Annotated in this window: 24 protein-coding genes; 12 read left to right on the top strand and 12 right to left on the bottom strand. The window is 73.2% G+C overall.

What is annotated here, in order from left to right:
• Positions 1-418: 418 nt before the first annotated feature.
• Positions 419-568, bottom strand: coding sequence for a hypothetical protein (locus tag AC29IT_RS00370; protein WP_488217404.1), 150 nt, complete (start codon positions 566-568; stop codon positions 419-421).
• Positions 569-750: 182 nt separating this feature from the next.
• Between AC29IT_RS00370 and AC29IT_RS00365 the strand changes: the two genes are divergently transcribed.
• Entirely contained in the window at positions 751-1,266 is a 516-nt protein-coding gene (locus tag AC29IT_RS00365) for a substrate-binding domain-containing protein (RefSeq protein ID WP_488217898.1), read from the top strand.
• Positions 1,267-1,284: 18 nt separating this feature from the next.
• Here the strand turns inward: AC29IT_RS00365 and AC29IT_RS00360 are convergent, their stop codons facing one another.
• Positions 1,285-1,914, bottom strand: coding sequence for a class I SAM-dependent methyltransferase (locus AC29IT_RS00360; protein WP_488217403.1), 630 nt, complete (start codon positions 1,912-1,914; stop codon positions 1,285-1,287).
• A gap of 255 nt (positions 1,915-2,169) precedes the next feature.
• Between AC29IT_RS00360 and AC29IT_RS00355 the strand changes: the two genes are divergently transcribed.
• Positions 2,170-2,703, top strand: a complete 534-nt coding sequence (locus AC29IT_RS00355) for an AAA family ATPase (RefSeq protein WP_488217402.1) — start codon at positions 2,170-2,172, stop codon at positions 2,701-2,703.
• On the opposite strand, the gene AC29IT_RS00350 is transcribed toward AC29IT_RS00355, so the two are convergent.
• On the bottom strand, positions 2,700-3,224 hold the full coding sequence (locus AC29IT_RS00350) for a DinB family protein (protein WP_488217401.1): 525 nt from the start codon (positions 3,222-3,224) through the stop codon (positions 2,700-2,702). The two genes, AC29IT_RS00355 and AC29IT_RS00350, sit on opposite strands and share 4 nt — an antisense overlap.
• A gap of 110 nt (positions 3,225-3,334) precedes the next feature.
• Positions 3,335-4,279, bottom strand: coding sequence for a GlxA family transcriptional regulator (locus tag AC29IT_RS00345; RefSeq protein WP_358444379.1), 945 nt, complete (start codon positions 4,277-4,279; stop codon positions 3,335-3,337).
• Positions 4,280-4,514: 235 nt separating this feature from the next.
• Here AC29IT_RS00345 and AC29IT_RS00340 point away from each other — a divergent pair, with 235 nt between their 5' ends.
• Both AC29IT_RS00340 and AC29IT_RS00335 read left to right on the top strand, forming a co-directional pair.
• Positions 4,515-5,162, top strand: a complete 648-nt coding sequence (locus tag AC29IT_RS00340; RefSeq protein WP_488217400.1) for a DJ-1/PfpI family protein — start codon at positions 4,515-4,517, stop codon at positions 5,160-5,162.
• A gap of 86 nt (positions 5,163-5,248) precedes the next feature.
• Complete coding sequence (locus AC29IT_RS00335) at positions 5,249-5,464, top strand: DUF2277 domain-containing protein (protein WP_358446991.1); 216 nt, start codon at positions 5,249-5,251, stop codon at positions 5,462-5,464.
• A 211-nt stretch (positions 5,465-5,675) separates the two neighbouring features.
• On the opposite strand, the gene AC29IT_RS00330 is transcribed toward AC29IT_RS00335, so the two are convergent.
• A complete protein-coding gene (locus tag AC29IT_RS00330; protein ID WP_488217399.1) occupies positions 5,676-6,173 on the bottom strand; it encodes a methylated-DNA--[protein]-cysteine S-methyltransferase in 498 nt (165 codons plus the stop codon).
• A 111-nt stretch (positions 6,174-6,284) separates the two neighbouring features.
• Here AC29IT_RS00330 and AC29IT_RS00325 point away from each other — a divergent pair, with 111 nt between their 5' ends.
• Together AC29IT_RS00325 and AC29IT_RS00320 are read left to right on the top strand one after the other, a co-directional pair.
• Positions 6,285-6,899: a TetR/AcrR family transcriptional regulator gene (locus AC29IT_RS00325; protein WP_488217398.1), complete on the top strand. Its 615-nt coding sequence runs from the start codon at positions 6,285-6,287 to the stop codon at positions 6,897-6,899.
• Positions 6,900-7,313: 414 nt separating this feature from the next.
• Positions 7,314-7,982, top strand: coding sequence for a M15 family metallopeptidase (locus AC29IT_RS00320; RefSeq protein WP_488217397.1), 669 nt, complete (start codon positions 7,314-7,316; stop codon positions 7,980-7,982).
• Positions 7,983-8,076: 94 nt separating this feature from the next.
• On the opposite strand, the gene AC29IT_RS00315 is transcribed toward AC29IT_RS00320, so the two are convergent.
• Positions 8,077-9,684 carry a flavin-containing monooxygenase gene (locus AC29IT_RS00315; RefSeq protein WP_488217396.1) on the bottom strand — a complete coding sequence of 536 codons (1,608 nt, stop codon included), beginning with the start codon at positions 9,682-9,684 and terminating at the stop codon, positions 8,077-8,079.
• Positions 9,685-9,787: 103 nt separating this feature from the next.
• Positions 9,788-9,991, bottom strand: coding sequence for a hypothetical protein (locus tag AC29IT_RS00310; protein WP_358446976.1), 204 nt, complete (start codon positions 9,989-9,991; stop codon positions 9,788-9,790).
• Positions 9,992-10,198: 207 nt separating this feature from the next.
• On the opposite strand from AC29IT_RS00310, the gene AC29IT_RS00305 reads away from it, so the two are divergent.
• Positions 10,199-11,119 carry a polysaccharide pyruvyl transferase family protein gene (locus tag AC29IT_RS00305; RefSeq protein WP_488217395.1) on the top strand — a complete coding sequence of 307 codons (921 nt, stop codon included), beginning with the start codon at positions 10,199-10,201 and terminating at the stop codon, positions 11,117-11,119.
• Between the two features lie 234 nt (positions 11,120-11,353).
• On the opposite strand, the gene AC29IT_RS00300 is transcribed toward AC29IT_RS00305, so the two are convergent.
• Positions 11,354-11,884, bottom strand: coding sequence for a GNAT family N-acetyltransferase (locus tag AC29IT_RS00300; protein ID WP_488217394.1), 531 nt, complete (start codon positions 11,882-11,884; stop codon positions 11,354-11,356).
• A gap of 241 nt (positions 11,885-12,125) precedes the next feature.
• Here AC29IT_RS00300 and paaI point away from each other — a divergent pair, with 241 nt between their 5' ends.
• Genes paaI through AC29IT_RS00285 form a run of 3 tightly spaced genes read left to right on the top strand, consistent with a single transcriptional unit; the run spans position 12,126 to position 14,412 of the window.
• A complete protein-coding gene (gene paaI / locus AC29IT_RS00295) occupies positions 12,126-12,518 on the top strand; it encodes a hydroxyphenylacetyl-CoA thioesterase PaaI (protein ID WP_358447169.1) in 393 nt (130 codons plus the stop codon).
• A complete protein-coding gene (gene paaK / locus AC29IT_RS00290) occupies positions 12,515-13,813 on the top strand; it encodes a phenylacetate--CoA ligase PaaK (protein ID WP_488217393.1) in 1,299 nt (432 codons plus the stop codon). The genes paaI and paaK overlap by 4 nt, the downstream gene beginning before the upstream one ends.
• The gene (locus AC29IT_RS00285; protein WP_358447137.1) at positions 13,810-14,412 is read left to right on the top strand and encodes a TetR/AcrR family transcriptional regulator; all 603 of its coding nucleotides are present in this window, start codon (positions 13,810-13,812) and stop codon (positions 14,410-14,412) included. The genes paaK and AC29IT_RS00285 overlap by 4 nt, the downstream gene beginning before the upstream one ends.
• Positions 14,413-14,420: 8 nt before the next feature.
• Here AC29IT_RS00285 and AC29IT_RS00280 read toward each other — a convergent pair whose 3' ends face one another.
• Positions 14,421-15,947, bottom strand: coding sequence for a helix-turn-helix domain-containing protein (locus tag AC29IT_RS00280; RefSeq protein WP_488217392.1), 1,527 nt, complete (start codon positions 15,945-15,947; stop codon positions 14,421-14,423).
• Positions 15,948-16,342: 395 nt separating this feature from the next.
• Positions 16,343-17,701, bottom strand: coding sequence for a CitMHS family transporter (locus tag AC29IT_RS00275; RefSeq protein ID WP_358435890.1), 1,359 nt, complete (start codon positions 17,699-17,701; stop codon positions 16,343-16,345).
• A 201-nt stretch (positions 17,702-17,902) separates the two neighbouring features.
• On the opposite strand from AC29IT_RS00275, the gene AC29IT_RS00270 reads away from it, so the two are divergent.
• The gene (locus AC29IT_RS00270) at positions 17,903-19,543 is read left to right on the top strand and encodes a sensor histidine kinase (protein WP_488217391.1); all 1,641 of its coding nucleotides are present in this window, start codon (positions 17,903-17,905) and stop codon (positions 19,541-19,543) included.
• Positions 19,540-20,196 (top strand): response regulator, encoded by a 657-nt coding sequence (locus AC29IT_RS00265; RefSeq protein ID WP_358435886.1) that lies wholly within the window; start codon positions 19,540-19,542, stop codon positions 20,194-20,196. Before AC29IT_RS00270 ends, AC29IT_RS00265 begins: the two co-directional genes overlap by 4 nt.
• A gap of 42 nt (positions 20,197-20,238) precedes the next feature.
• Here AC29IT_RS00265 and AC29IT_RS00260 read toward each other — a convergent pair whose 3' ends face one another.
• Both AC29IT_RS00260 and AC29IT_RS00255 read right to left on the bottom strand, forming a co-directional pair.
• A complete protein-coding gene (locus AC29IT_RS00260; RefSeq protein ID WP_488217390.1) occupies positions 20,239-20,631 on the bottom strand; it encodes a hypothetical protein in 393 nt (130 codons plus the stop codon).
• Positions 20,632-20,783: 152 nt separating this feature from the next.
• Positions 20,784-21,533: a bestrophin-like domain gene (locus AC29IT_RS00255; protein WP_488217389.1), complete on the bottom strand. Its 750-nt coding sequence runs from the start codon at positions 21,531-21,533 to the stop codon at positions 20,784-20,786.
• Positions 21,534-21,961: the final 428 nt, after the last annotated feature.

Genomic DNA, 21,961 nt, shown 5'->3' with positions numbered 1-21,961 from the left:
CACCGCTGTCAACGCCCCCGGTGGACCACCGGTGAACCGTTCCCGAACGATCGCCGCACCCGGACCCGGCCGCGCCGGCCGCCCCTGGCTTCGGCCGCGGAAGCGCACTTCCCCGCGCGACGGGAACCGGCACGCCCGGCTTCGACCGGTCCTGGGAGACCGCGCCGGCCGCGCTCGGCCTCGTGGTGCCGATCGTGCTCGCGCGCTACGAATTCGCTTCCGCCGGCCGCACACGGCTCGGCTACCGGGTGCAGCCGGACACCACCGCCACCGACGCAGCGCAGCCCGACCGCGACGGGCTCGACCCCGGCGGGTTCCAAGCCCTCCAGCTGTCCCACCGAAGGCGCCGCGCGCACCGCGCCCTCGTTCGTGCGGCCGCGCGTCGGGGAAGACGGGGCACCGACATCGGCCCCGCCGGCTACGCGGTGCTCGTCGGCGACGAGGTCGGCATCCGGGTGCGGTTCTCCGGCCGCACCATCGCGGGCATGGTGATCACCGAGCTCAGCAGCGAATTCCGGCGCCCGTCCTTCGGGCCGGATTCCGGGCGGCGCGTCGACCGGGACGTCATCGAACCGCCCGAGGTGCCGCTCGACCGCGGCGCGCACTACGAGGTGCCGGTGATGCTGGACCGCGCAGCAGGATCGGACGGCTCAACAGGATCGGAGGGCGCAGCAGGATCGGACGCCGCGCCGGAGGTCGGCGGCGGCATCGAGGACGGCACCGGCGCCATCCGAGCCGGTACCGGGGGAGATCACCGACTGGCGGCAGCTGGACGGCGCCGAGCTGCCGGTGCGGCTGGTGAGCCGCGAGCGGCGGTCCGGCACCCGGAAGGTCTTCGAACGCCGCCTGCTCGGCGCGGGAGACGAACGGGCGCCGGGGAACTCCGCCGACTGCACGGAAATCCGGCCCGAGGAGGCGCCGGACGTGGTGCACTGCGAACGCGGCGACACCGGCCAGGTGCTGGACGCGGTGCGCCGCATGCCCGGCGCTCTCGGCTGCGCGGCGGGCCGGGTCGAGGGCGACGACCGGGTGCTGCCGGTCCGCATCGACGGCGTGCCCGCCACCCGGAAGACCGTCGTCGACGGCGCCCATCCCTGCTGGGAGAACGAATTCGCCTGCACCTACGAGGAACCGCGGCCCGGCTCGCTCGTGTCGAGCTTCCTGGAGTTCCTGCGTTCCCCGGCGGGCGGCGCGATCCTGCGGCACGAGGGCGACGTCCCCTGCGCCGACCTGGACCGGCCGTCCCGCTGCGCTCCCGAACGATGATCAGTCCACTACGGATCGCTACCGGCGGCGGATCCGGGCCAGGTGCGCGGCGGAATCGACCACCGCGCCGTCGGCGACGTCCAGGCGGCGGGCGTTGTCCCCGGAGGCGATGCCGCGGTACGACACCCGGCGCACCTCCTCGACGTCCCAGCCATCGGTGAACGCGGCGGCGAAGTCGTCCCGGTGCACCGTCGGCCCGATGCTCTCCGCCACGTCGGCCAGCGCCAGCACGTGCACCACCGAACCCGGTTCGGTCACCGCGCGCAGCGAACGGGCGTAGGCGCTGCGGTCCGCCGGTCCGAACACGTGGAACAGGGCGCTGTCCAGCACCACGTCGAACCGCCGGTTCTCCTGGAGCCGCAACGCGTCCGCGAGCTCGAAGCGCGCGTCCACACCGCGCCGGGCGGCGTTCGCCCACGCCCGTTCCAGCGCGTTCGGGGACGAATCCGCGCCCAGCACGTCGTAGCCGTGGCCGGCCAGCAGGATCGTGTGCTCCCCCGTCCCGCAGCCGAGGTCCAGTACCGCGCCCCGGAAGCCACCGGAGCGCTCCAGCTCCACCACCGCGGGCTGCGGTTCCCCGATCACCCACGGCGGATCACCCGCCGCGTAGAACTCGTCGAACGTCGCGATCGGCACCGTGTTCTCCATCTCGAACCCCTTCGGTCGCAGCGGAATTCCGGTGGATCGGGCGGCACCCGCGGCAGCGGGCAGGGCGGTGGAGCCCGCCGCGCGGTGCCGCCCGATCCGGAACGGACGCTAGGAGTTCGAGCGCGCTCGAAGTCAAGGGCGCGCCGCTATGCTGGCGGCACGCAGCCGCGCCGCGCGCCCGCTGCGTTCTCCCGGCTCCGCGCGGACGGCTCCTGTCCCGGGCCGACCCCACCCGCACCGCCCAGGAGGTTCCGCATGTCCGCACCGCGCCGCGTCGTCGTCACCGGCGGCCCGGGTTCCGGGAAGAGCACGCTGCTCGATCGGCTCGGCGCCGCCGGGTGGGCCCGGTCCGAGGAGGCCGGTCGCGGCGTGATCCGCGACCAGCTCGCCATCGGCGGCGACGGGCTGCCGTGGGTCGATCCGGCGCTGTTCGCGGAACTGATGCTGTGCTGGGAGCTGCGCGAGCACCGGGCCGCGCGGGACGGCGTGACGTTCTTCGACCGCGGCCTGCCGGACATCGCCGGTTACCTGCGCGTCGAAGGCCTCCCGGTGCCCGCGCACGTGCACGCCGCGGCCCGGGACCTGCGGTACTCGGGCCCGGTGTTCCTCGCGCCGCCGTGGCCGGCGATCTACCGGACCGACGCCGAGCGCAGGCAGTCCCCCGAGCTCGCACGCCGCACCTGCGAGGTGCTCGCCGACACCTACGCCGACTACGGCTACGAGCTCGTGGCACTACCCCTGGCACCGGTCGAGGAGCGGGCGCGGTTCGTGCTGGACGCGCTCGGCTAGCTCCGCTCGATGCCGAAGTCGGCGGCGAGCTGGCGGGTGGTGCTGGCGCCGTCGATCGCCTCCCGGATCAGGTCGGCGTGCCCGCCGTGCTGCGCGGTCTCCCGCAGCAGGTGCCCGAGCACGCGGCGAGCGGTCCACTGCGCGTCCGGCGGGAACCACGGCGCCGCGGGCAGCGGCAGCGCCACGCCCAGGTCCGGCAGGTCGGCCGCCGCGCGGTCGGTGTCCTCCGCGGCCTGCCGGTAGTCGTCGATGAGGTCGGCCAGCGCATCATCCGGCCCCATCCGCAGGCTGTCCGGGTCGGCCCCGCCGAGCTGCTCCGGGTCGGGCTGCGAGCGCAGCACCCGCGTCCACTCCCGCTCCACGGCGGCGAGGTGCTTGAGCAGCCCGCCGAGGGTGAGCTCGCTCGTGGTGGTGCGCCGCGCCGCGGCGGCGTCGTTGAGCCCGCGCACCGTGATCAGCAGCGCGTGCCGCTGCTCGCCCAGCAGCCCCAGCAGGTCGTCCCGCTCGTCCGTTCCCGTCATCCTCGACGCCCCTCTCCCGGTTGATCGTTCCCGGAACGCTAATCCACACCCCCGACAGCCATCCATCGCACCAGGTGGGCGCCCCGTTCACCCGGTGACGGCGGGCCGGATCAGGCCGCACCGCGGAAGGTGCGGCGGTAGCGGGCGGGGCTGGTCCCGACGAGCCGCTTGAACCGGTCCCGGAACGTCGTCGGCGAGGTGAACCCGACCTGCTCGGCGATGCGCTCCACCGGGTGCCCGGTGGTCTCCAGCAGGTGCTGCGCCCGCCGCAGCCGCGCCCGGTGCAGCCACTGCAGCGGGGTGGTGCCGGTCTGCTCGCGGAACCGCCGGTTGAGGGTGCGGCTGCTGAGCGCGGCGCGCCCGGCGATGTCCGCCAAGGTCAGCGGCAGGTGCAGGTTGTCCTCCAGCCAGTGCAGCAGCGGCTGGACGCTGGCGCCGTCGGGGGCCGGTGGCTCGTGCGCGATGAACTGGGCCTGCCCGCCGTCGCGCTCCAGCGGCATCACCGCGAGCCGCGCCGCGTCGGCCGCCACCGCCGAACCGTGGTCGCACCGGATCAGGTGCAGGCACAGGTCCAGCCCGGCGGCCGCCCCGGCCGAGGTGAGCACGTCCCCTTCGTCGACGTAGAGCACGTCCGGATCGACCTCGACCGCCGGGAACCTGCGGGCGAGCTCGGCGGTGCCGCCCCAGTGCGTGGTGGCGCGCCGCCCGTTGAGCAGCCCGGCGGCGGCGAGCACGAACGCTCCGGTGCAGATGGACGCGATCCGGGCCCCGCGCGCCGCCGCCTCCCGCAACGCCGCCAGCGCCTCCTCCGGAACGGGGCGGTCCACGACGGACTGCCCCGGTACGACGACGGTGTCCGCATCGCGCAGCCCGTCCAGGCCCCACGGCGCGCGGATCGAGAACGGTCCCGCGCTCACCTCGCCGTCCACCGCGCACACCCGCACCTGGTAGCCGGGCGATCCGTCGGCGAGCAGCACCCACCGGAAGGTGTCCACCGGGATGGACAGGTCGAACGGCACGACCGGATCGAGGGCGAGCACGGCGACGAGGTGCATGGCGGGACCTGTTCACGAGGAGGGCGACGGCGGGGACGGCGGGGACGGCGGGGACGGCGGGGACGGCGGGGACGGCGGGGACGGCGGGGACGGCTCCACTGCTACCACCAGGTCGGGCGCGCTGGCCAGAATTCGGCACAAGCTGTCGTTTTCGCCACGGGCGAGTGGGCGGCCCGCGCTCCTACCGTCGGTTCCGCGGCGGCGACCGCCCCGCACCCTGACCCGAGGAGCGCCCGTGCACGCGCAGTTCGCCCTGTTCGACGGCTTCGACCCGCTCGACGTCCTGGGCCCGTACGAAACGCTGCTGGCCGGATCGGCCGCGGCGGGCGGCCGCATCACCGCCGAGTTCGCCGCGGCGGACGGGCCGCGCGAGGTGCCGTCCGGGGTCCCCGGCGTCGCCCTGCGCGCCACCGCCACCGTCGACCCCGAACGGGCCGACCTGCTGGTGGTGCCCGGTGCCGCCCCCGGCCCGGCGGACGGCCCGGTCGCCGAGGCGATCACCGAGGTGCTGGTGGAGGCGGCGCGCTCCCCGCTCGGCCCGCTGCTCGCGGCGGCCGTGCACCGGCCCGGCACCGCGGTAGCCACCGTGTGCGGCGGATCGGTGCTGCTCGGCATGACCGGAGCGCTCGTCGGCCGCCACGCCACCACGAACCGGATGGGGCTCGCCGACTTCGCCCGCACCGGCGCCGAGGTCGTCGACGCGCGGCTCGTGGAGGACGGCGACCTGCTCACCGCCGGCGGCGTCACCTCGGGCGTGGACCTGGGTCTGCTCCTGCTGGAACGCGAGGTGGGGCCGCTGGTGGCGCGCGCCGTCGAGGACCTCTTCCACCACGAGCGCCGCGGTACGGTCTGGCGCGCCGACGGCCCCGTCCCCGCCAGGTGATCGCCGTCCCGGAACCGCACGCCCCGCCGCGCCACCCGGCGTCGCGGCCTTGGCCGGATGCCGGTCGGCGGAGGACCATCCGGAGCATGTGCCGAAGCATCAAGACCCTCCGCCCGCCGTACGCGGAGCAGGTGACCGAGCAGGACGTGCGCGCGGCCGCGCTGCAGTACGTGCGCAAGATCTCGGGGTTCCGCGCGCCCGCCGCGCACAACGCCGCGGCGTTCGAGCGAGCGGTCGACCAGGTGGAACGAGCGACCGCCGAACTGCTCGACTCCCTCCAGATCCGAGGCTCCCACCCCTGACCTGGTTCAACTGCCTGTCAGCGGCGAAGCCGCTGAGCCGCCGACCACCAGAGCAACTCGCACCGCCACGGGTTCTCAGCGGCTTCCTCGCGAGGACAGCGTTTTCTCCTGTGGCGGAGCCACCGGTGAAAACGATCCCGCAGCGAGGAAGCCGCTGAGGTTCCGCCACCCGCCCCGAGCAACAGGAGCGGTGCGATCCCCGTCAGGGTGGTCAGAACAAGCGCCCCGCGGTTTCCGGCGGAGGTTCTTCGAGGGCCAGCAGGTAGCGCTTGCGGTCCAGGCCTCCGGCGTAGCCGGTGAGGCTGCCGTCGGCGCCGATCACCCGGTGGCAGGGCACGATCACCGGCAGCGGGTTCTGCCCGTTGGCCGCGCCCACGGCCTGCGAGTAGCCCACGTCGCCGAGCCGCCGCGCCAGCGCCCCGTAGGTGGTCGTCTCGCCGTACGGGATCTCCTCCAGCAGCGTCCACACGCGCAGCTGGAACGGTTCGCCGCGAGGTGCGAGCGGCAGGTCGAACCGGGTGCGCCGCCCGTCGAAGTACTCGGCGAACTGCCGCTCGGCCGCCGCGAACAGGTCGGTGTCGGCGGGCTCGCCGAGGTCCTCCCGGCGGTGCCTGCCGCCCGCGAAGTGCACCGCGGACAGCGCGTCGTCCCGGGCGATGAGGGTCAGCTCGCCGAGCGGTGTGCCGATCACCGCGTGCACCGTGCTCATGGCCTGCTCCCGTCTCGCGTGTCGGTACCACTATGCAGACGCTCGGGGCGGCGCGGACGTGAGGGGCGCACGCAGCTCGAATGGAAAATTCCTGCTGGAATAATCATGCCCATGACGACGGCACCACCCGCACGCCCGGCGAAGCGCGGCCGCCCCGGCTACGACCTGGACTCCCTGCTGGCGGTGGCGGTGGAGCTGTTCAACGAACGCGGCTACGACAGCACCAGCATGGAGGACCTCTCCCGCAAGCTCGGCATCAGCAAGTCCGCGATCTACCACCACGTGCCCAGCAAGCAGGACCTGCTCCGGCTGGCCACCGAGCACGCACTGGACGGCCTGTTCGCCACCGCCGCCGAGGCGCGGGAGCAGGACGCGCGAGCGGTCGCCCGGCTGGAGCACCTGGTGCGCGGCAGCGTGCTCGTGCTGGTGGACCGGCTGCCGTTCGTCACCCTGCTGCTGCGGGTGCGCGGCAACACCCCGGTGGAGCGGGCGGCGCTGGAGCGGCGCCGCGAGTTCGACCAGCTGGTGACCGACCTGGTCACCGAGGCGGTCGCCGACGGGGACCTGCGCGCCGACCTCGACCCGGCGACCGTGGGACGGCTGCTGTTCGGCATGGTCAACTCGCTGTCCGAGTGGTACCGCCCACGCGGCGGGGTGGGGGCCGCGGAGCTCGCGGACACCGTGGTGGCGATGGCCTTCGCCGGGCTGCGGGCGCACCGGGGCTGACGTCGCCGTTCCGGACGGGGATCGGACCGCCTCGCCGGCACCGGACGGGGTTCCGGCCGCCTCGCCGCCACCGGACGCCCCCGGAGGCGGAGGCCGCGCACGGTCACGGCCTCCGCTCTCCACCAGGTGGGGCCGCGGCGACAGCACCGGTTCCGGGGCTGGGGGCCGTCTGCGAATGCTCCCGCCGGAGCACCGTCGCGCCATCGGAATGCGTCCGCTTCGGGGCCGGACTGCGGTCTCCGGATTCCGCGACCACTGATCCCACAACGTGATCGTGTCCCGGGCACTGTCCATTCGCAACACAAGACCACCCGAATGCTCCCCGATCGTGGGGAAAACGCCCCTCCTGGCACTCGATTCCGCGCCCGTTCACCCGCACACTCGACGGGGAACCGGCAGGAGGAGGGTTCGGCCATGCGGCAGTCCCGCGGATCGGCACCGCACCGGTGGCTCATCGCAGCGGTGGCGGGGGCGCTGGTCGCGTGCGGGAATCCGCAGCCGCCCGCGGGCGAACCGGCGCCGCGGTTCACCTCCGAGGTGCGGCCGGTGGACGCCGCCCGGCTCGGCGCCAGCTGGCACCCGGGCTGCCCCGTCAGCCCGGACCGGCTGCGGCTGCTGCGGTTGAGCCACGTGGGCATGGACGGGCAGCAGCACATCGGGGAGCTCGTGGTGCACGAGGACCGGGTGCGGCAGACGGTCGACGCGTTCGCCCGGCTGCACGCGCTGCGGTTCCCCATCGAGCGGATGCGCCCCGCGGGGGACTTCCCCGGCGCCGAGGACGAGACGTCGATGCGCGCGAACAACACCTCCGCGTTCAACTGCCGCGGGATCTCCGGCAGCGGCTCGTGGTCGCAGCACGCCTACGGGCGAGCGGTGGACGTGAACCCGCTGCTCAACCCGTACCTGAGCTCGGAGGGCGACCTGCAGCCCGCCACCGCGGGGCCGTACCTGGACCGCTCCCGCCGCGATCCGGGGCTGCTGCACGACGGGGACGCGGCGGTGCGGGTGTTCACCGACGCGGGCTGGACCTGGGGTGGTTCCTGGCACGATCCGAAGGACTACCAGCACTTCGAGCTGCCGTGACCGCCGATCTCCGGCCGCGAGTGAACGCGTCCGGGGCGCGGCCGCCGGGTGCCGCCCGGAACGGGGAGAACCCGCGCCGGCCGGGGGAATCCGCTCAGACCGGGGTGAAACCGCGGTACCCGGTGGCCGCGACCTCCTCGCAGATCTGCTCGTACACGTCGAGTCCTGCGACGTAGGGCATGAAGACCCGGGGTTTCCCGGGCACGTTCGCGCCCACGTACCAGGAATCCGCCTGCGGGAACAAGGTTTCCTCGGCGACCTCGCGGACGTGCGCCACCCAGCCGCGCTGCGCCTGCTCGGTGGCCTCGATGCCGCGGAAGCCGCCGTCGCGCACATGTTTCAAGCAGCGGGCGGTCCACTGCACGTGCTGCTCGATGGCGCAGACCATGTTCGTCAGCACCGACGGACTGCCTGGACCGGTGATCAGGAACAGGTTCGGGAAACCGGCGACGGCGAGCCCGAGGTAGGTCACCGGCCCGTCCCGCCAGGCGTCGGCGAGCGCGGTCCCGTCCCGGCCGCGCACGTCGATCCGGTTCAGCGCCCCGGTCATCGCGTCGAACCCGGTGGCCAGCACCAGCGCGTCCAGCTCGTGCTCCGCTCCCCCGGCCCGCACCCCGGCCGGGGTCACCGCCTCCAGCGGGTGCTCCGCCAGGTCGACGAGGGTGACGTGGTCCTGGTCGTAGGTCTCGAAGTAGCCGGTGTGCAGGCAGAGCCGCTTGGAGCCGATCGGATGCCCGCCGGGCAGCAGCCGCCGCGCGGTCGCCTCGTCCCGAACGGCGGCGCGGACCTTGCCGCGGACGAAACCGGCGAGCTCGTCGTTGGCGCGCTGGTCGGCCATGACGTCGGCGAACGCGCCGAGCAGGCCGAACCCGCCGTCGTGCCACCGCCGCTCGTACTCCGCCTTGCGGCGCCGCGGGTCGACGTCGAAGGTGTTCTGCTCGTTGTCCTCCCGGTGCATTCCGCCGGCGCTGGCCCGGTTGGCGGCGCGCCGCTGCGGGTAGGTCGCCTTGACTCGGCGCAGCCGCTCCGGGTCAAGCGGGCCGTTGCGGGCGGGCACCGCGAAGTTCGGCGTCCGCTGGAACACGGTCAGCGCTGCCGCGCGCAGCGCCAGCTCCGGGATCGCCTGGATCGCCGAGGAACCGGTGCCGACCACCCCGACCCGCATCCCGCCGAAGTCCACATAGGACTCTGGCCAGGACCCGGTGTGGTAGGTGGGGCCGCGGAAGTCGGCCAGCCCGGGCAGGTCCGGTGCCCGCGGCACCGACAGGCACCCGGTCGCCATGACGCAGAATCGCGCCACCAGCGGCGGACGTCCGGTCGCGCGCACAGTCCAGCACGCGCCGCCCGGATCGAAGCGGACCGAGGTCACCCGGGCCCCGAACTCGATGTCGCGGCGCAGGTCGAACCGGTCGGCGACGTGCCGCAGGTAGCGCAGGATCTCCGGTTGGGCCGCGTAGCGCTCCGACCAGTCCCATTCCTGGTCCAGTTCCGGGGAGAACGAGTACGAGTAGTCCACGCTCTCCACGTCGCACCGCGCCCCGGGATACCGGTTCCAGTACCAGGTTCCGCCGACGTCCGACCCGGCTTCCAGCACTCGCGCGGTGAATCCGCGGGACCGCAGCTCGTGCAGCGCGTACAGGCCGCTGAATCCGGCGCCGACCACCACGACGTCGACGTCCGGTTCCGCTGCCGCAGTGCCCATCGCCGCCCCCGCTCGCACGCGGTTCTCCGCTTCGCAGCGGGGAATCTAGTGCAGCGGCGGGGACGGTGACGAGAGAAGTCACCGAGGTGGCCGAGCGCCCGGGTCAGGCCGCGGACGGACCTCCGGATCGCGCCTGCGGCACGCCCCCGCCCCTGCCCTCGTCCGGGTCGAGGCCGAGCATGTCGAGCAGTTCGGCCAGCTGGGCGGCGTCGCGCGCGTGGTGCGCGGTGGCGCGCACCGCCCGCGACCGCTCCTGCGGCGTCGGCTCGTGCGCGTCGGCCTGCTGTGGTGTGGGTCGTGCCTGCATTCGCCCGTCCTCCCCCGAGTGGTTCCGTGCGGTCGCCGATACTGCCACCCGCACCGCAGGGCGACACGGCCGAAAGTCCCTGCTCGCGCGGGCCGGGACGCGGGTCGCCTGGAGGTGCCCGAGTGGGGGAACCCTCGTGCCGCGCGTGGTTGAACCGGCCCGGGACCGGGCACTTCCGGAGGGCGGGATCGTCGACGAGGAGCTCACGTGCGTGTCCTGATCACGGGTTGGCCCAGCTTCCTGCACTCCGAGTTCTCCGCGGGCGACGTGGCGGCCATGCGGCGGGTGGCGGATGCGCTCGGCACGTCGGGCATCCCGCACGACCTCGCGTGGAGCCCGGTGCTGATCCCCGGGTCGCTCACCCTGGACGACGCGGATCCGGGCGACTACACGGATCTCGTGTTCGTCAGCGGCCCGGCGCACGGCAGGCAGGTGGAGGAGCTGCACCAGCGGTACGCGCGGTGCAGGCGCATCGCGGTCGGCGTCACGGTCATCGACGAGCAGGCGCCCGCGGTGCGCGGTTTCCACCACGTGCTCGCCAGGGACCGGCCGCGGGTTCCGGCGGCGCGGGATCTGGCGGCGAGCGGTTCGATCAGCCCGACCCCGGTGGCGGCGATCGTGGTGTCCCACGGGCGCCGCGAGTACGGGCCGCTGCGCAGGCACGACGGCGTGCACCGGTACCTGCTGAACTGGATCGGGCGGACCGAGTGCGCGCCGATGGTGGTGGACCTGCGGCTGGACCGGGTGAACGCGCGGCTGTGCTCGACGGCCGACCAGTTCGCCACGCTGCTCGGGCGGGCGGACGTGGTGGTGACGTCCCGGCTGCACGGCCTGGTGTTCGCGCTGGCGCAGGGGATCCCGGCGATCGCGGTGGACCCGGTGGGCGGCGGCGGGAAGGTCTCGGCGCAGGGCGCGGCGTGGCGGTGGCCCGCGGTGCTGTCCTCCGAGGAGCTCTACGACGGCGGCGACGGGCAGGCGGGCGCGCTGCTGGACCGCTGGTGGCAGTGGTGCCTGGGCCCGGAGGGCAGGGAGCTGGCCGCCGACCGCGCCGCCCAGGCGGCGGAAGCCGGCCGCCACCAGCTCTCCGACTTGATCGAACACCTCCGCGCCACGACCCCCGCCGAATGACCGATCAGGAAACCCCGTCCGCACCACTGAGCGCGGCACTCCGCGATCAGTGACGTTGTCCTGTCGGCGGCGAAGCCGCTGAGCAGCCGCTCCAGCACCCGGCACCGCCGCGGGTTCTCAGCGCTTTCCTCGCGAGGACGGCGATTTCTCCTGTGGCGGACCCACCGGTGAAATCGATTCCGCAGCGAGGAAGGCGCCGAGGTTCCGCCACCCCACCCAGTCCGAAACGAGGCGTCAGCCCAAGTCGCCAGGCCGGATCCGGTAGACGCCCAGGGGACGGTCGTAGTACTTGGTGGTCTCCCCCACCCATTCCATCCCGAGCCGCTGCGCGGTGGCGTGCGCGCGGTCGTTGGCGGGGTCGACGACGGCGAACAGTTCGATCGCTTCGTGCTCGAACGCCCAGCGGATGAGCGCGCCGGTCGCTTCGGAGGCGTAGCCGTACCCCCAGGCGTTGGGCCGCAGGTGCCAGGCGACTTCGACGTCTTCGTAGTGCGGTGGCAGCGGCCGGAGCTCGGCGCCGCCGATGATCTCGCCGGTGTCGCGGTGCTCGTAGGCCCACCGGCCGAGCGGGGGCGGGAGTTCGCGCTGTTCGTCGATCCACTGGGCCAGCACCCTGCGCATGGCGGCGAGGTCGGCCACGCGCGGCATGGAGGGGACCAGCCAGTCGGTGACGGTGGTGGTGCCGTAGACCGCGAAGGCACCGTCGACGTCGTCGGGCCGCCACTCCCGCAGCAGCACCCGTTCGGTCACCGGCATCGCCACCATGCGGGAAACGCTACTGCTTGAGCTCCGGCTCGTCCTGCCAGCACGCACCGGAACCACCGGGTTCCGCACTCGAAGGTCCACTGTGGACCGGATTTGGCGGCGCGCATCGCCGGGAGGCGCGGGTTGACATCGCGACGGCCGCCGCCAACACTGCGAGCAGAATAACCGACTGTTCGGTCAGTACAGAGGTGGTGGAGCCCCGGTGAGCAGGGTGGAACCCGTCGCGGACGCGGCACGAACGATGTTCGACGAGGACACCGCGTCCCGGGAACTCGGCATCGAACTGGAGTCCGCCGCCGAGGGCCGGGCGAGCGCGCGGATGACGATCACCCGCTCGATGGTCAACGGCCACGGCATCGCGCACGGCGGTTACGTGTTCCTGCTCGCCGACACCGCGTTCGCCTGCGCCTGCAACAGCCACGGTCCCGTGACCGTCGCGGCCGGAGCCGAGATCAACTTCATCGCGCCGGCGCACGAAGGCGATAGGCTGCACGCCGAAGCGACCGAGCGCACCCGCTACGGCCGCAGCGGGATCTACGACATCACCGTGCGCCGCGAGCACGACGCGGTGGTGATCGCCGAATTCCGCGGGCGCAGCAGGACGATCGACGGCCGGAGAGGGCAACGCGCATGACCGGAACGACCACCGCGGCCGACGAGACCGCCCCGATCGAGGTGGACGAGCTCCGCGCCCGCCAGCTGGACCGGCTGCGGTGGACGCTGCGGCACGCCTACCGCAACGTTCCCTTCTACCGCGCCAAGTTCGACGCCGCCGGGGTGCACCCGGACGACTGCCGCGAACTGGCCGACCTCGCGAAGTTCCCCGTCACCACCAAGGAGGACCTGCGCGCGAACTACCCGTTCGGCATGTTCGCGGTGCCGCGCGAGCAGGTCAGCCGGGTGCACGCCTCCAGCGGGACCACCGGGCAGCCCACCGTCGTCGGCTACACCCGGCACGACCTGGACGTGTGGGCGGAGGTGGTGAGCCGCTCGATCCGCGCCGCGGGCGGGCGACCCGGCGACCTGGTGCACATCTCCTACGGCTACGGCCTGTTCACCGGCGGGCTCGGCGCGCACTACGGCGCGGAGAAGCTCGGTTGCACCGTGGTCCCGGCCTCCGGCGGGATGAGCGCGCGGCAGGCGCAGCTGATCCGCGACTTCCGGCCCGACCTGATCATGGTGACGCCGACGTACATGCTCGCCCTCGTCGACGAGCTGCGCCGCCAGGGCATCGACCCGCGGGACACCGGGCTGCGCGCCGGGATCTTCGGCGCCGAACCGTGGACCGAGGAGATGCGCGGCGAGCTGGAGCGGGCCCTGGACATCGACGCGGTGGACATCTACGGGTTGTCCGAGGTGATGGGTCCCGGTGTCGCCGCCGAGTTCGCCGAGACCAAGGACGGCCTGCACATCTGGGAGGACCACTTCTACCCCGAGGTGATCGACCCGGTGCTGGGCGGGACGCTGCCCGACGGCGACGCCGGTGAGCTGCTGTTCACCTCGCTGACCAAGGAGGCGCTGCCGATCATCCGGTACCGCACCCGGGACCTCACCCGGCTGCTGCCCGGCACCGCGCAGCCCGCGATGCGCCGGATGGAGCGGATCACCGGCCGCAGCGACGACCTGATCATCCTGCGCGGGGTGAACGTCTTCCCCACCCAGGTCGAGGAACTGGTGCTGCGCGCCGACGGGCTGTCCCCGCACTTCCAGATCACCCTGTCCCGCCGCGGCAGGATGGACCACATGACCATCACCGCCGAGGCCGCCGAGGACTGCGCACCCGGGCTGCGCGCCGCCGCACCGGAGTCGCTGGCCCGCGCGGTCAAGGACGCCATCGGCATCACCGCGGAGGTCGTGGTGGCCGATCCGGGGACGCTGGAGCGGTCCGTCGGCAAGCTGCGCCGGGTGCTGGACCGGCGCGGCGCATGACGGCCCGCGGCCGGGGCAGGCCCGGGCACGACCTGGACTCGCTGCTGCGCATCGCCGCGGTCGTCTTCCACGAGCGCGGCTACGACGGCACCAGCATGGACGTGCTCGCGCAGCGGCTCGGCATCACCAAGTCCGCGATCTACCACCACGTCTCCGGCAAGGAAGAGCTGCTGCGGCGCACCGTGGACCGGGCGCTGGACGCGCTGCTGGCGGTGACCGCCGAACCGGAGTCCCAGCGGGGCCCGGCGATCGACCGGCTGCGGCACGTGGTGCGGCGCAGCGTGCACGTGCTCGTCGCCGAGCAGCCGTTCGTGACCGTGCTGCTGCGGGTCCGCGGCAACAGCGAGGTGGAGCGGGACGCGCTGGCCCGGCGCCGCGAGATCGACGCGTTCCTCGGGAAGCTGGTGGCCGAAGCCGAACGGGACGGCAGCCTGCGCCCCGACCTGGACCCGGCGCTGACCAGCCGGCTGCTGTTCGGCACCGTGAACTCGATCATCGAGTGGTACCGGCCGCAGCCGGGCCTGGATGCCGAGCAGCTCGCCGAGGCCGTCGTCCGGCTCACCTTCGACGGGTTGCGGAACCCGCCCGCTCAGCCCTGACCGACCGCTCAGCCCTGACCGACCGGGAGCCCGTCGGCCAGCCGCATCGCGAAGTGCAGTTCGTAGCGCACCGACGGGCCGTGCAGCAGGGAGCGCTCCAGGACCCGCTCGATGCGCACGATCCGCTTGCGCACTGCGGGCACCGAGAGCTCCAGCTCCTCGGCCGCCGGCTCCAACCGGGCGCCGGCGTCCAGCCAGGCGCGCAAGGTCGGCAGCAGGTGCGGTTCGGCCGCGCGCAGCGGCTCCAGCTGGCGGGCCGCCCACGCGAGCACTTCGGGCCGCTGCAGCAGGTCCGGCAGCTCGTCCGGTTCCGGTTCTCCCGGTTCTTCCGGGAGTTCCGGGAGTTCCGGGAGTTCCGCCGAGCGGGCGGCCAGGTGCAAGGCCAGGTGCAGCCGGGCCTGCGTGGGCAGGTCCCGCACGTCGCAGTCCAGCAGCCGCTCCAGCTGCGCGAGCCGGGCGCCGAGCGTGTTGCGGTGGATCTTGAGCTGGCGCGCGCCGCCGGTGCCGAAGTTCAGCCACGCCCCCAGGGTCAGCTCCAGCGCCGCCGCGTCCGGGTCCTGCACGCGGGCCGGTTCGAACGCGCGCAGCGGGGCCAGCACCTGCTCGGCCCACCGCTCGCCCGCCACGCCGACCACGGCGGCCAGGCTCTCCTGGAACGCGAACATCTCGAACGAGCCCGCCCCGCCGCGGGCGGCCGCCAGTGCGTGGAACGCCTGCTCGTAGCCGACGGCGACCTCGCGCAGCGCGACCACCCGGCTCGCGCCCACCCGGATCCGGTCCGGACCCGCCACCACGTCCCGCACCAGGTCCGCCACCGAGTCCGCCGGCCGGTGGTGCTGGTGCTCGCCGGCGGGGACCAGCACGATCAGGTGCTTGACGTACACCGGGCAATGCACGATCCACGCCCGGTGGCCGGTGATCCGCGCGATCCGCGCGGCCAGCGAATCCCGGTCGACCTTGCCCGCTTCGATGACGTAGACGGTGAGGAACGCGGGCAGCCGCGGGCTGAGCGCGCTCGCGACCCGCTGCGCGCTGTCCGGGTGCCCCAGCATCAGCAGGTGCAGCACGGATTCGCGGACGGCGGTCGCAGCCGCGGCCACCCGCCGGGACTGCTGCCGGGCGGTGTCGGCCTGCCACCGCAGGGACAGCAGCCGGGAGGCGTCGGCGAGGAGGCGGTCCACCCCGGCGGTTCCGGTGGCGGGCAGCGACACCACCAGCACCGGGGATTCCGGTCCCGCGTCCAGCGCCTGCGCGCAGAGCATCCGGTCGCCGCGGTGCACCGCGGCCGAGCGCACGTGCCCGGACCGGATGCGGTCGAGGTCCTCGGCGATCGCGGCGAACGCCTCCGGGGGAGGTTCCGGCGCGGGCACGACCGGTTCGCCGCCCGCGTCCAGCAGCACCGCCCGGCCGCGCACGGTCTCCGCGACGCGGCGCACCAGCAGCCGGAGCCCGTCGGGGGCCAGCGCGTCCTGGTGCAGGCGGCGCAGCCGGTCGGCGTCGAGGTCGGGCTCGGTGGAGGGGGTCCGCTGCGGCACGGGCGCCGAGCCTATCGGGCACGGGCACCGGTCCGGGGCGGGTCGGGAGATTCCGGCCCTGGACGGCCCAGCACCTCACCGGAATATGCCGTTTCGAAACCTGTCACTCGATTCAGCAAATTCTTACTGCTTCGGCCAACGACTGGGCGAACTGAAACTTCCCCGCCGAGTCGATCAAGCCCTACTGTTGGTGCCTTCCAAGGGGGCATCGAGTTCGGGCGACCTGGGGGCGCCCGAACTCGGTAACGATCGGTCGCGCCGCCGCTCGGCGGCGCGCCTTCGGACTTCGCGCGGCGGCCGGGCTCCTCCCCGGACCCGGCCGCCGCGCGGAGGTTCGACGCGGGACCGGCCCGCCCGCCCGGCGGGACGAACGGGCCGCTCACCTCGCGCGCCGGTCAGTGGATGGCGATCAGGCCCAGGGCGAAGCCCGCGGCGATCACCACCAGCGACACCAGCAGCGCCCACTTGATCGCGAACCGGTGCTGGTCGCCCAGGTCCACCTTCGCCAACCCGATCAGCACGTACATCGCGGGCACCAGCGGGCTCAGCATGTGGATCGGCTGGCCCAGCAGCGACGCCCGCGCCACCTCCATCGCCGAGATCCCGTGCTGCGCGGCCGTCTCCGCCAGGATCGGCACCACGCCGAAGTAGAACGCGTCGTTGCTCATGAAGAACGTGAACGGGATGCTCAGCACCGCGATCACCACGCTGAAGTACGGGAACAGCGCGTCCGGCATGCCGTGCAGCAGGTACTGCGCCATCTGCTCGATCATCCCGGTGCCCGAGAGCACCCCGGTGAACACGGCCGCCGCGAACACCATCGACACCACCGCGACCACGCTGTCGGCGTGCGAGGCGATGCGCGCCGCCTGCTCCTTGATGCTCGGGTAGTTCACGATCAGCGCGATCCCGGTGCCGATCATGAACAGCACCGCGATCGGCAGCACCCCGGAGATCAGCGCCACCAGCAGCGCCACCGTCAACGCGGCGTTGAACCAGATCAGCCGCGGCCGCAGGCTCTCCCGGTCCGGGTGCAGCACGTCGAAGTCGCCACCGTCCTCGGCATCGGCACCACCGGTGCCCACCGGACCACCACCGCCGCCCGCGCCGACCCCGGCCAGCGCCGGCTCCGCGGCGCGCACCCGCAGCTTCGCCCGCTCCCGCAGTCCCAGCACGTAGGCGATGACGAACACGGTCACCAGCCCCGCGCCCAGCGCCGGGATCATCGGCACGAACATCTCCTGCGGGTCCAGCCGCAGCACGCTCGCCGCCCGCGCCGCCGGGCCGCCCCACGGCACGATGTTCAGGATCGCGTTCGTCATGCACGCCAACCCGGTCATCAGCACCGGGCTCACCCCGAGCTTGCGGTAGATCGGCAGCAGCGCCGACACCGTGATCATGAAGGTGGTGGTGCCGTCGCCGTCCAGCGACACCACGGCGACCAGCGCCACCGTCCCCATGATCAGCTTCAGCGGGTCGTCGCCGGTGAGCCGGACGACCGCCCGCGCCACCGGGTCGAACAACCCCGCGTCGATCATGATGCCGAAGTAGAGGATGGCGAACATCAGCATCGCCGCGGTCGGCGCCAGCGACGTGATGCCGTCGGTGACCATCTCCCCCAGGTCCGGGGCGAAGCCCGCGATCACCGCGAAGATCGCCGGGATCACGATCAGCGCCACCATCGGCGCCAGCCGCTTGCTCATCACCAGGTAGAGGAAGACCGACACCATCGCCAAACCGAGCAACGCGATCACCGCACTACCCCCCTCCGAACCACGACGTGGCCCACGTAACACCGTTGTTCCATTGCGCGGAACCGTAGGTGCCGCACGCCCGTGACGGGAGGGTTAACGACCTTGTACGCCTAGCCCGCGTTGCGCGCGTTCTGCTCGTTCTGCGCCCCCGCACCCGCGCCACGGCCCCGACCGGCCGAAACGGCTGGGTAGGGTCGCGACATGTCCCGCCGCCCCATGCGGTTCGCCCGGCAGGTGCTCGCGCTGCAGATCGGGCTCGTCGTCCTGATCACCGGCGTGGGTTTCGCGCTCGCCGCGACCCTGCTCGACCGCAGCCTCGTCGACCAGTACGGGCAGCGCGCCCTCGGCGTCGCCCGCTCGGTCGCCGCCGACGACGACCTCGCCGCCGCCGTCGCCGACCCCGCCCGGCACCCGCGCGTGGCTACCAAGGCCGAACGCGCCCGCACCGCCACCGGAGCGCTGTTCATCGTCATCACCGACGACCGCGGCGTGCGGCTCGCCCACCCCGACCCCGCGCAGATCGGCGACCCCGTCAGCACCGATCCGCAGGCACTCGCCGGGCGCGACGTGGTCGACGTGCAGCGCGGCACCCTCGGCTGGTCCGCGCGCGGCAAGGTCCCGCTGCGCACCACCGACGGGCGCATCGTCGGGCAGGTCAGCGTCGGGTTCGACGCCCGGCAGATCCACACCGCCTTCCTGCGGCTGCTCGGCACCTCCGCCGCGGTCGCCGCGGGCGCCCTGCTGCTCGGCATCGCCGGATCGGCGCTGCTCACCAGGCTGCTCAAGCGCCGCACCCTCGGCCTCGAACCGCACGAGCTCACCGAACTCGTCCGGCAGCGGGAAGCGGTGCTCTACGGCATCGGCGAAGGCGTGCTCGCCGTGGACGCACGGGGCCGGATCACCTTCGGCAACGGCGAGGCCGAACGGCTCCTCGGCCGCCGCGTCGAACCCGGCACCCCGGTGCGCGAGCTCGACCTGCCGCCGCGGTTGCGGGCGGCGCTGCTCGACCACCGCCCGGTCGACAACCTCATCACCGTCACCGCCGACCGGGTCCTCGTCGCGCACCACCGGCCGGTGCACCGCGACGGGACCGACCTCGGCGGCGTCGTCACCCTCCGGGACCGCACCGACCTGGACAAGCTCACCCGCGAACTCGAATCGGTCCGCGGTACCGCCGACGTGCTGCGCGCCCAGCGCCACGAGTTCACCAACCGGCTGCACGCGCTGTCCGGGCTGCTGCAGACCGGGCACCGGCAGGAAGCGGAGGACTACCTGCAGGCCCTGTTCAGCGGCAGCATCGCCGGTCTCGGCCCCGCCGCCGACGCGGTGCGCGACTCGCACCTGGTGTCCTTCCTCGGCGCGAAGAAGGCCGCCGCCGCGGAGAAGGACGTGGCCCTGGAGCTCGGCGAGACCAGCTGGGTCGCCACCGCCGTCACCTCTCCCGTCGAAGTCACCACCGTGCTCGGCAACCTCGTCGACAACGCCTGCGAGGCGGCCCGCGCCGGCGGCAGGCGGCCCGCCCGGGTGGACGTGGACCTGCTCTCCGACGGCACCGCGCTGCACCTGTCCGTGCTCGACACCGGGGACGGCGTGCCCGCCGCACTGCGCGCGGACCTGTTCACCGAGGGCAGCACCACCAAAGACGGCGACGGCCACGGCATCGGGCTGGCCCTCGCCCAGCAGGCGGCGCGCGCGCTCGGCGGCGAGGTCCGGCTCGCCGACCCCGGCGGCGACGAGCACGGCGCGCTGTTCGTCGCCAGGCTGCCCGGTGCGCTCGCAGGCGGCTCGCCCGCCGATCCCACCAGCAATGCCGACACCGCCGAACAGGAGGCGAACCGATGATCCGGGTCCTCGTCGTCGAAGACGACTTCCGCGTCGCGCAGGTGCACGCCGAGTTCACCGACCGGGTGCGCGGCTTCCGCACCGTCGGCGTCGCGCACTCCGCCGCCGAAGCCCGCGACCTCATCGCCGAGCACCGGCCCGAGCTGGTGCTGCTGGACAACTACCTGCCGGACGGCCCGGGCGTCGCGCTGCTCGCCGAACTCGACGTCGACGCGATCATGCTCACCGCCGCCTCCGACCCGGTCACCGTCCGCGCCGCGCTGGCCGCCGGAGCGCTGAACTACCTGGTGAAGCCGTTCACCGCGCAGCAGCTCCAGGAACGGTTGACCGCCTACGCGCACTTCCGCTCCCGGCTGCCCGCGGGCGGCGATCCGGTGGACCAGGCCGAGATCGACCGGGCGATGCGCTCGCTGCGCGAAGGGGACCGGCCCAGCGCGCCGAAGGGGCAGTCCAGCATCACCACGAAGCTGATCACCGATGCGCTGCGCGCCGCCGACGGGCCGCGCTCCGCCTCCGAGATCGCCGACGAGCTCGGCATCGCCCGGGCCACCGCGCAGCGCTACCTCGCCGGACTCGCCCAGGACGGCAAGGCGATGATGACGTTGCGGTACGGGGCGAGCGGCAGGCCGGAGCACCAGTACGAGCCCTGCTGAACCCGGCGGCCGGCCGCGATCGTCCCGGACGAGCCCGCGGAGTCAGCGCCGAGACGAGTGCATGTGGTGCAGCCGCATCGTGCGCAGCACGTCCTGCAGGGTGCAGCGGGCCGGGTCCGGTAGGCGGGCGCGCTCGCACGCGCGCACCGCGGCCGCCCGATCCACGCCGAGGGCGTGCAGCCAGCGGATCAGGTCGTCCCGGGGCATCGTCCCCGGCCCCGCGGCGAGGACCGTGCGCAGCACCGGGGTGAGCATCCGGTCGAACGCGGCCTCGCCCTGCTCGAACAGCACGGCCTCGCACGCCTGGTGGAATCGTTCCCGCCCGTTCCCCGTTCGGGATCCGGCGGCACCCGCCACGTGTTCGAACAACCAGCGCAGGGAGTTCCGCACCTCCCCCGGTTCCGCGGCGGCATCGCCTTGGAATTCGCGCGCCACGCGATCGGCCTCCGCCGCCCAGAACGAACGGGGCGGCACGATCCCGCCGGAATTGCGCGAACCCGAACGCGCGCCGCGTCGACGGTTCAGCACGACGTGCACCACGACCCCCCACCGCTTGACCGCACCTGGATCCGCCCGATTCGGGCTGCTCATTCTGCCGGACTCGAACCGGCGGGCAACGATTCCAGGAACGTGCGGAATGAATCCGCATCGACTCCGAATGGACCGTGCAACGGATGCATCAGTTGCACCGAGAGGTAGAGGGTGAATCCCAGCGTCAAGGTGAGCAGCACCATCGTCGCGATGTTGGCCGGCCGGGCGCTCAACCCCACCAGCAGCGGGAACACGATCATCAGCACGCCGCCGAGCACGCTGCCCGCGAGCAGCACCACGTTGAACCGCTGGTCGTCGGTGGAGATGTCGACCCGCTCCCGGTGCGACTCGTCGATCTTGCGCAGGTCGGTGAGCACCTGCTCGCGGGCGGACTTGAGCACCTCGGTGTCCGCGGGCAGCGCGATCGCCTCCGCCCGCATCCCGTCGATCAGCCGGTCCACCTGCTCGTCCGGCCGCCCCTGATCCAAGGCGGGCCACTCGTGCTCGGCGACCCGCGCCGCGTACTGCTCGGTCAGCGAGCGCAGCGCGGTGGCCTGCTCCGCGGGCACCACGGCGACCTGCCAGTGCACGTCGCTGAGCGCGTTGACCTCCTGCTGAGCCGCCTTCTCCACGTCGTCGCCGTTCTGCCAGGCGAACACGATGTAGAACGCGAGGACCACGGTGAACAGCGCGTTCAGCACGCCGCCGACGAACGATTGCGAGTCCGAGTCGGAGCCGCCCGCCGCGACCGCTTCGCGGCGAGCGCTCACCAGCGTCACCGCGGCCACCGCCACAGTGATCAGCACGAGTACCAGAAAGCCGAGGAAGATCACGAGATATCCGTTTCTGACTGCGCGGACGGGCGCGGACACGCCCGGCGGAATGTGCGGGAATGGGTGATTGGGGGCACGCGGGGCCATCGGTGAACCACACGCGATACCGGACCCGGATCAACGGCCGAAAGCAGGCCGCCCCCTCGGTCCGCCGCGAAGAACCCTACCCGCCGAACCCCGTTGAAAGGAGGAACTTTCCAGCACCGGAGGGAAAATCACCGATTAGAGTGATCTTGAGCGATCACCCGGATCGGTAATGGCGGTTTCCAATCCAGCACTCTTCGCGAGCAGATTCAAATAGGCGCTGGTCAGCCTGCGCGGTGGACCATTGTGGACTTTCCGCGAGGTCGCCGGAACCACGATTCAGGGGTGCTACGGTCCTCCGCGATCGCCGATGAGGC

The sequence above is a fragment of the Saccharopolyspora sp. MMCC62 genome (assembly GCF_057736575.1).
This window is presented reverse-complemented; position numbering and strand designations above follow the sequence as displayed.

Excerpts from the sequence above, each read along its gene's own strand:
- AC29IT_RS00320 (WP_488217397.1), top strand. The coding sequence starts at position 7,314 with ATGCGGCAGTCCCGCGGATCGGCACCGCACCGGTGGCTCATCGCAGCG.
- AC29IT_RS00315 (WP_488217396.1), bottom strand. The coding sequence starts at position 9,684 with ATGGGCACTGCGGCAGCGGAACCGGACGTCGACGTCGTGGTGGTCGGC.
- AC29IT_RS00355 (WP_488217402.1), top strand. The coding sequence starts at position 2,170 with ATGTCCGCACCGCGCCGCGTCGTCGTCACCGGCGGCCCGGGTTCCGGG.
- AC29IT_RS00335 (WP_358446991.1), top strand. The coding sequence starts at position 5,249 with ATGTGCCGAAGCATCAAGACCCTCCGCCCGCCGTACGCGGAGCAGGTG.
- AC29IT_RS00325 (WP_488217398.1), top strand. The coding sequence starts at position 6,285 with ATGACGACGGCACCACCCGCACGCCCGGCGAAGCGCGGCCGCCCCGGC.
- AC29IT_RS00370 (WP_488217404.1), bottom strand. The coding sequence starts at position 568 with ATGACGTCCCGGTCGACGCGCCGCCCGGAATCCGGCCCGAAGGACGGG.
- AC29IT_RS00300 (WP_488217394.1), bottom strand. The coding sequence starts at position 11,884 with ATGGTGGCGATGCCGGTGACCGAACGGGTGCTGCTGCGGGAGTGGCGG.
- AC29IT_RS00265 (WP_358435886.1), top strand. The coding sequence starts at position 19,540 with ATGATCCGGGTCCTCGTCGTCGAAGACGACTTCCGCGTCGCGCAGGTG.
- AC29IT_RS00310 (WP_358446976.1), bottom strand. The coding sequence starts at position 9,991 with ATGCAGGCACGACCCACACCACAGCAGGCCGACGCGCACGAGCCGACG.
- paaK (WP_488217393.1), top strand. The coding sequence starts at position 12,515 with ATGACCGGAACGACCACCGCGGCCGACGAGACCGCCCCGATCGAGGTG.
- AC29IT_RS00285 (WP_358447137.1), top strand. The coding sequence starts at position 13,810 with ATGACGGCCCGCGGCCGGGGCAGGCCCGGGCACGACCTGGACTCGCTG.
- paaI (WP_358447169.1), top strand. The coding sequence starts at position 12,126 with ATGTTCGACGAGGACACCGCGTCCCGGGAACTCGGCATCGAACTGGAG.
- AC29IT_RS00360 (WP_488217403.1), bottom strand. The coding sequence starts at position 1,914 with ATGGAGAACACGGTGCCGATCGCGACGTTCGACGAGTTCTACGCGGCG.
- AC29IT_RS00345 (WP_358444379.1), bottom strand. The coding sequence starts at position 4,279 with ATGCACCTCGTCGCCGTGCTCGCCCTCGATCCGGTCGTGCCGTTCGAC.
- AC29IT_RS00330 (WP_488217399.1), bottom strand. The coding sequence starts at position 6,173 with ATGAGCACGGTGCACGCGGTGATCGGCACACCGCTCGGCGAGCTGACC.
- AC29IT_RS00350 (WP_488217401.1), bottom strand. The coding sequence starts at position 3,224 with ATGACGGGAACGGACGAGCGGGACGACCTGCTGGGGCTGCTGGGCGAG.
- AC29IT_RS00270 (WP_488217391.1), top strand. The coding sequence starts at position 17,903 with ATGTCCCGCCGCCCCATGCGGTTCGCCCGGCAGGTGCTCGCGCTGCAG.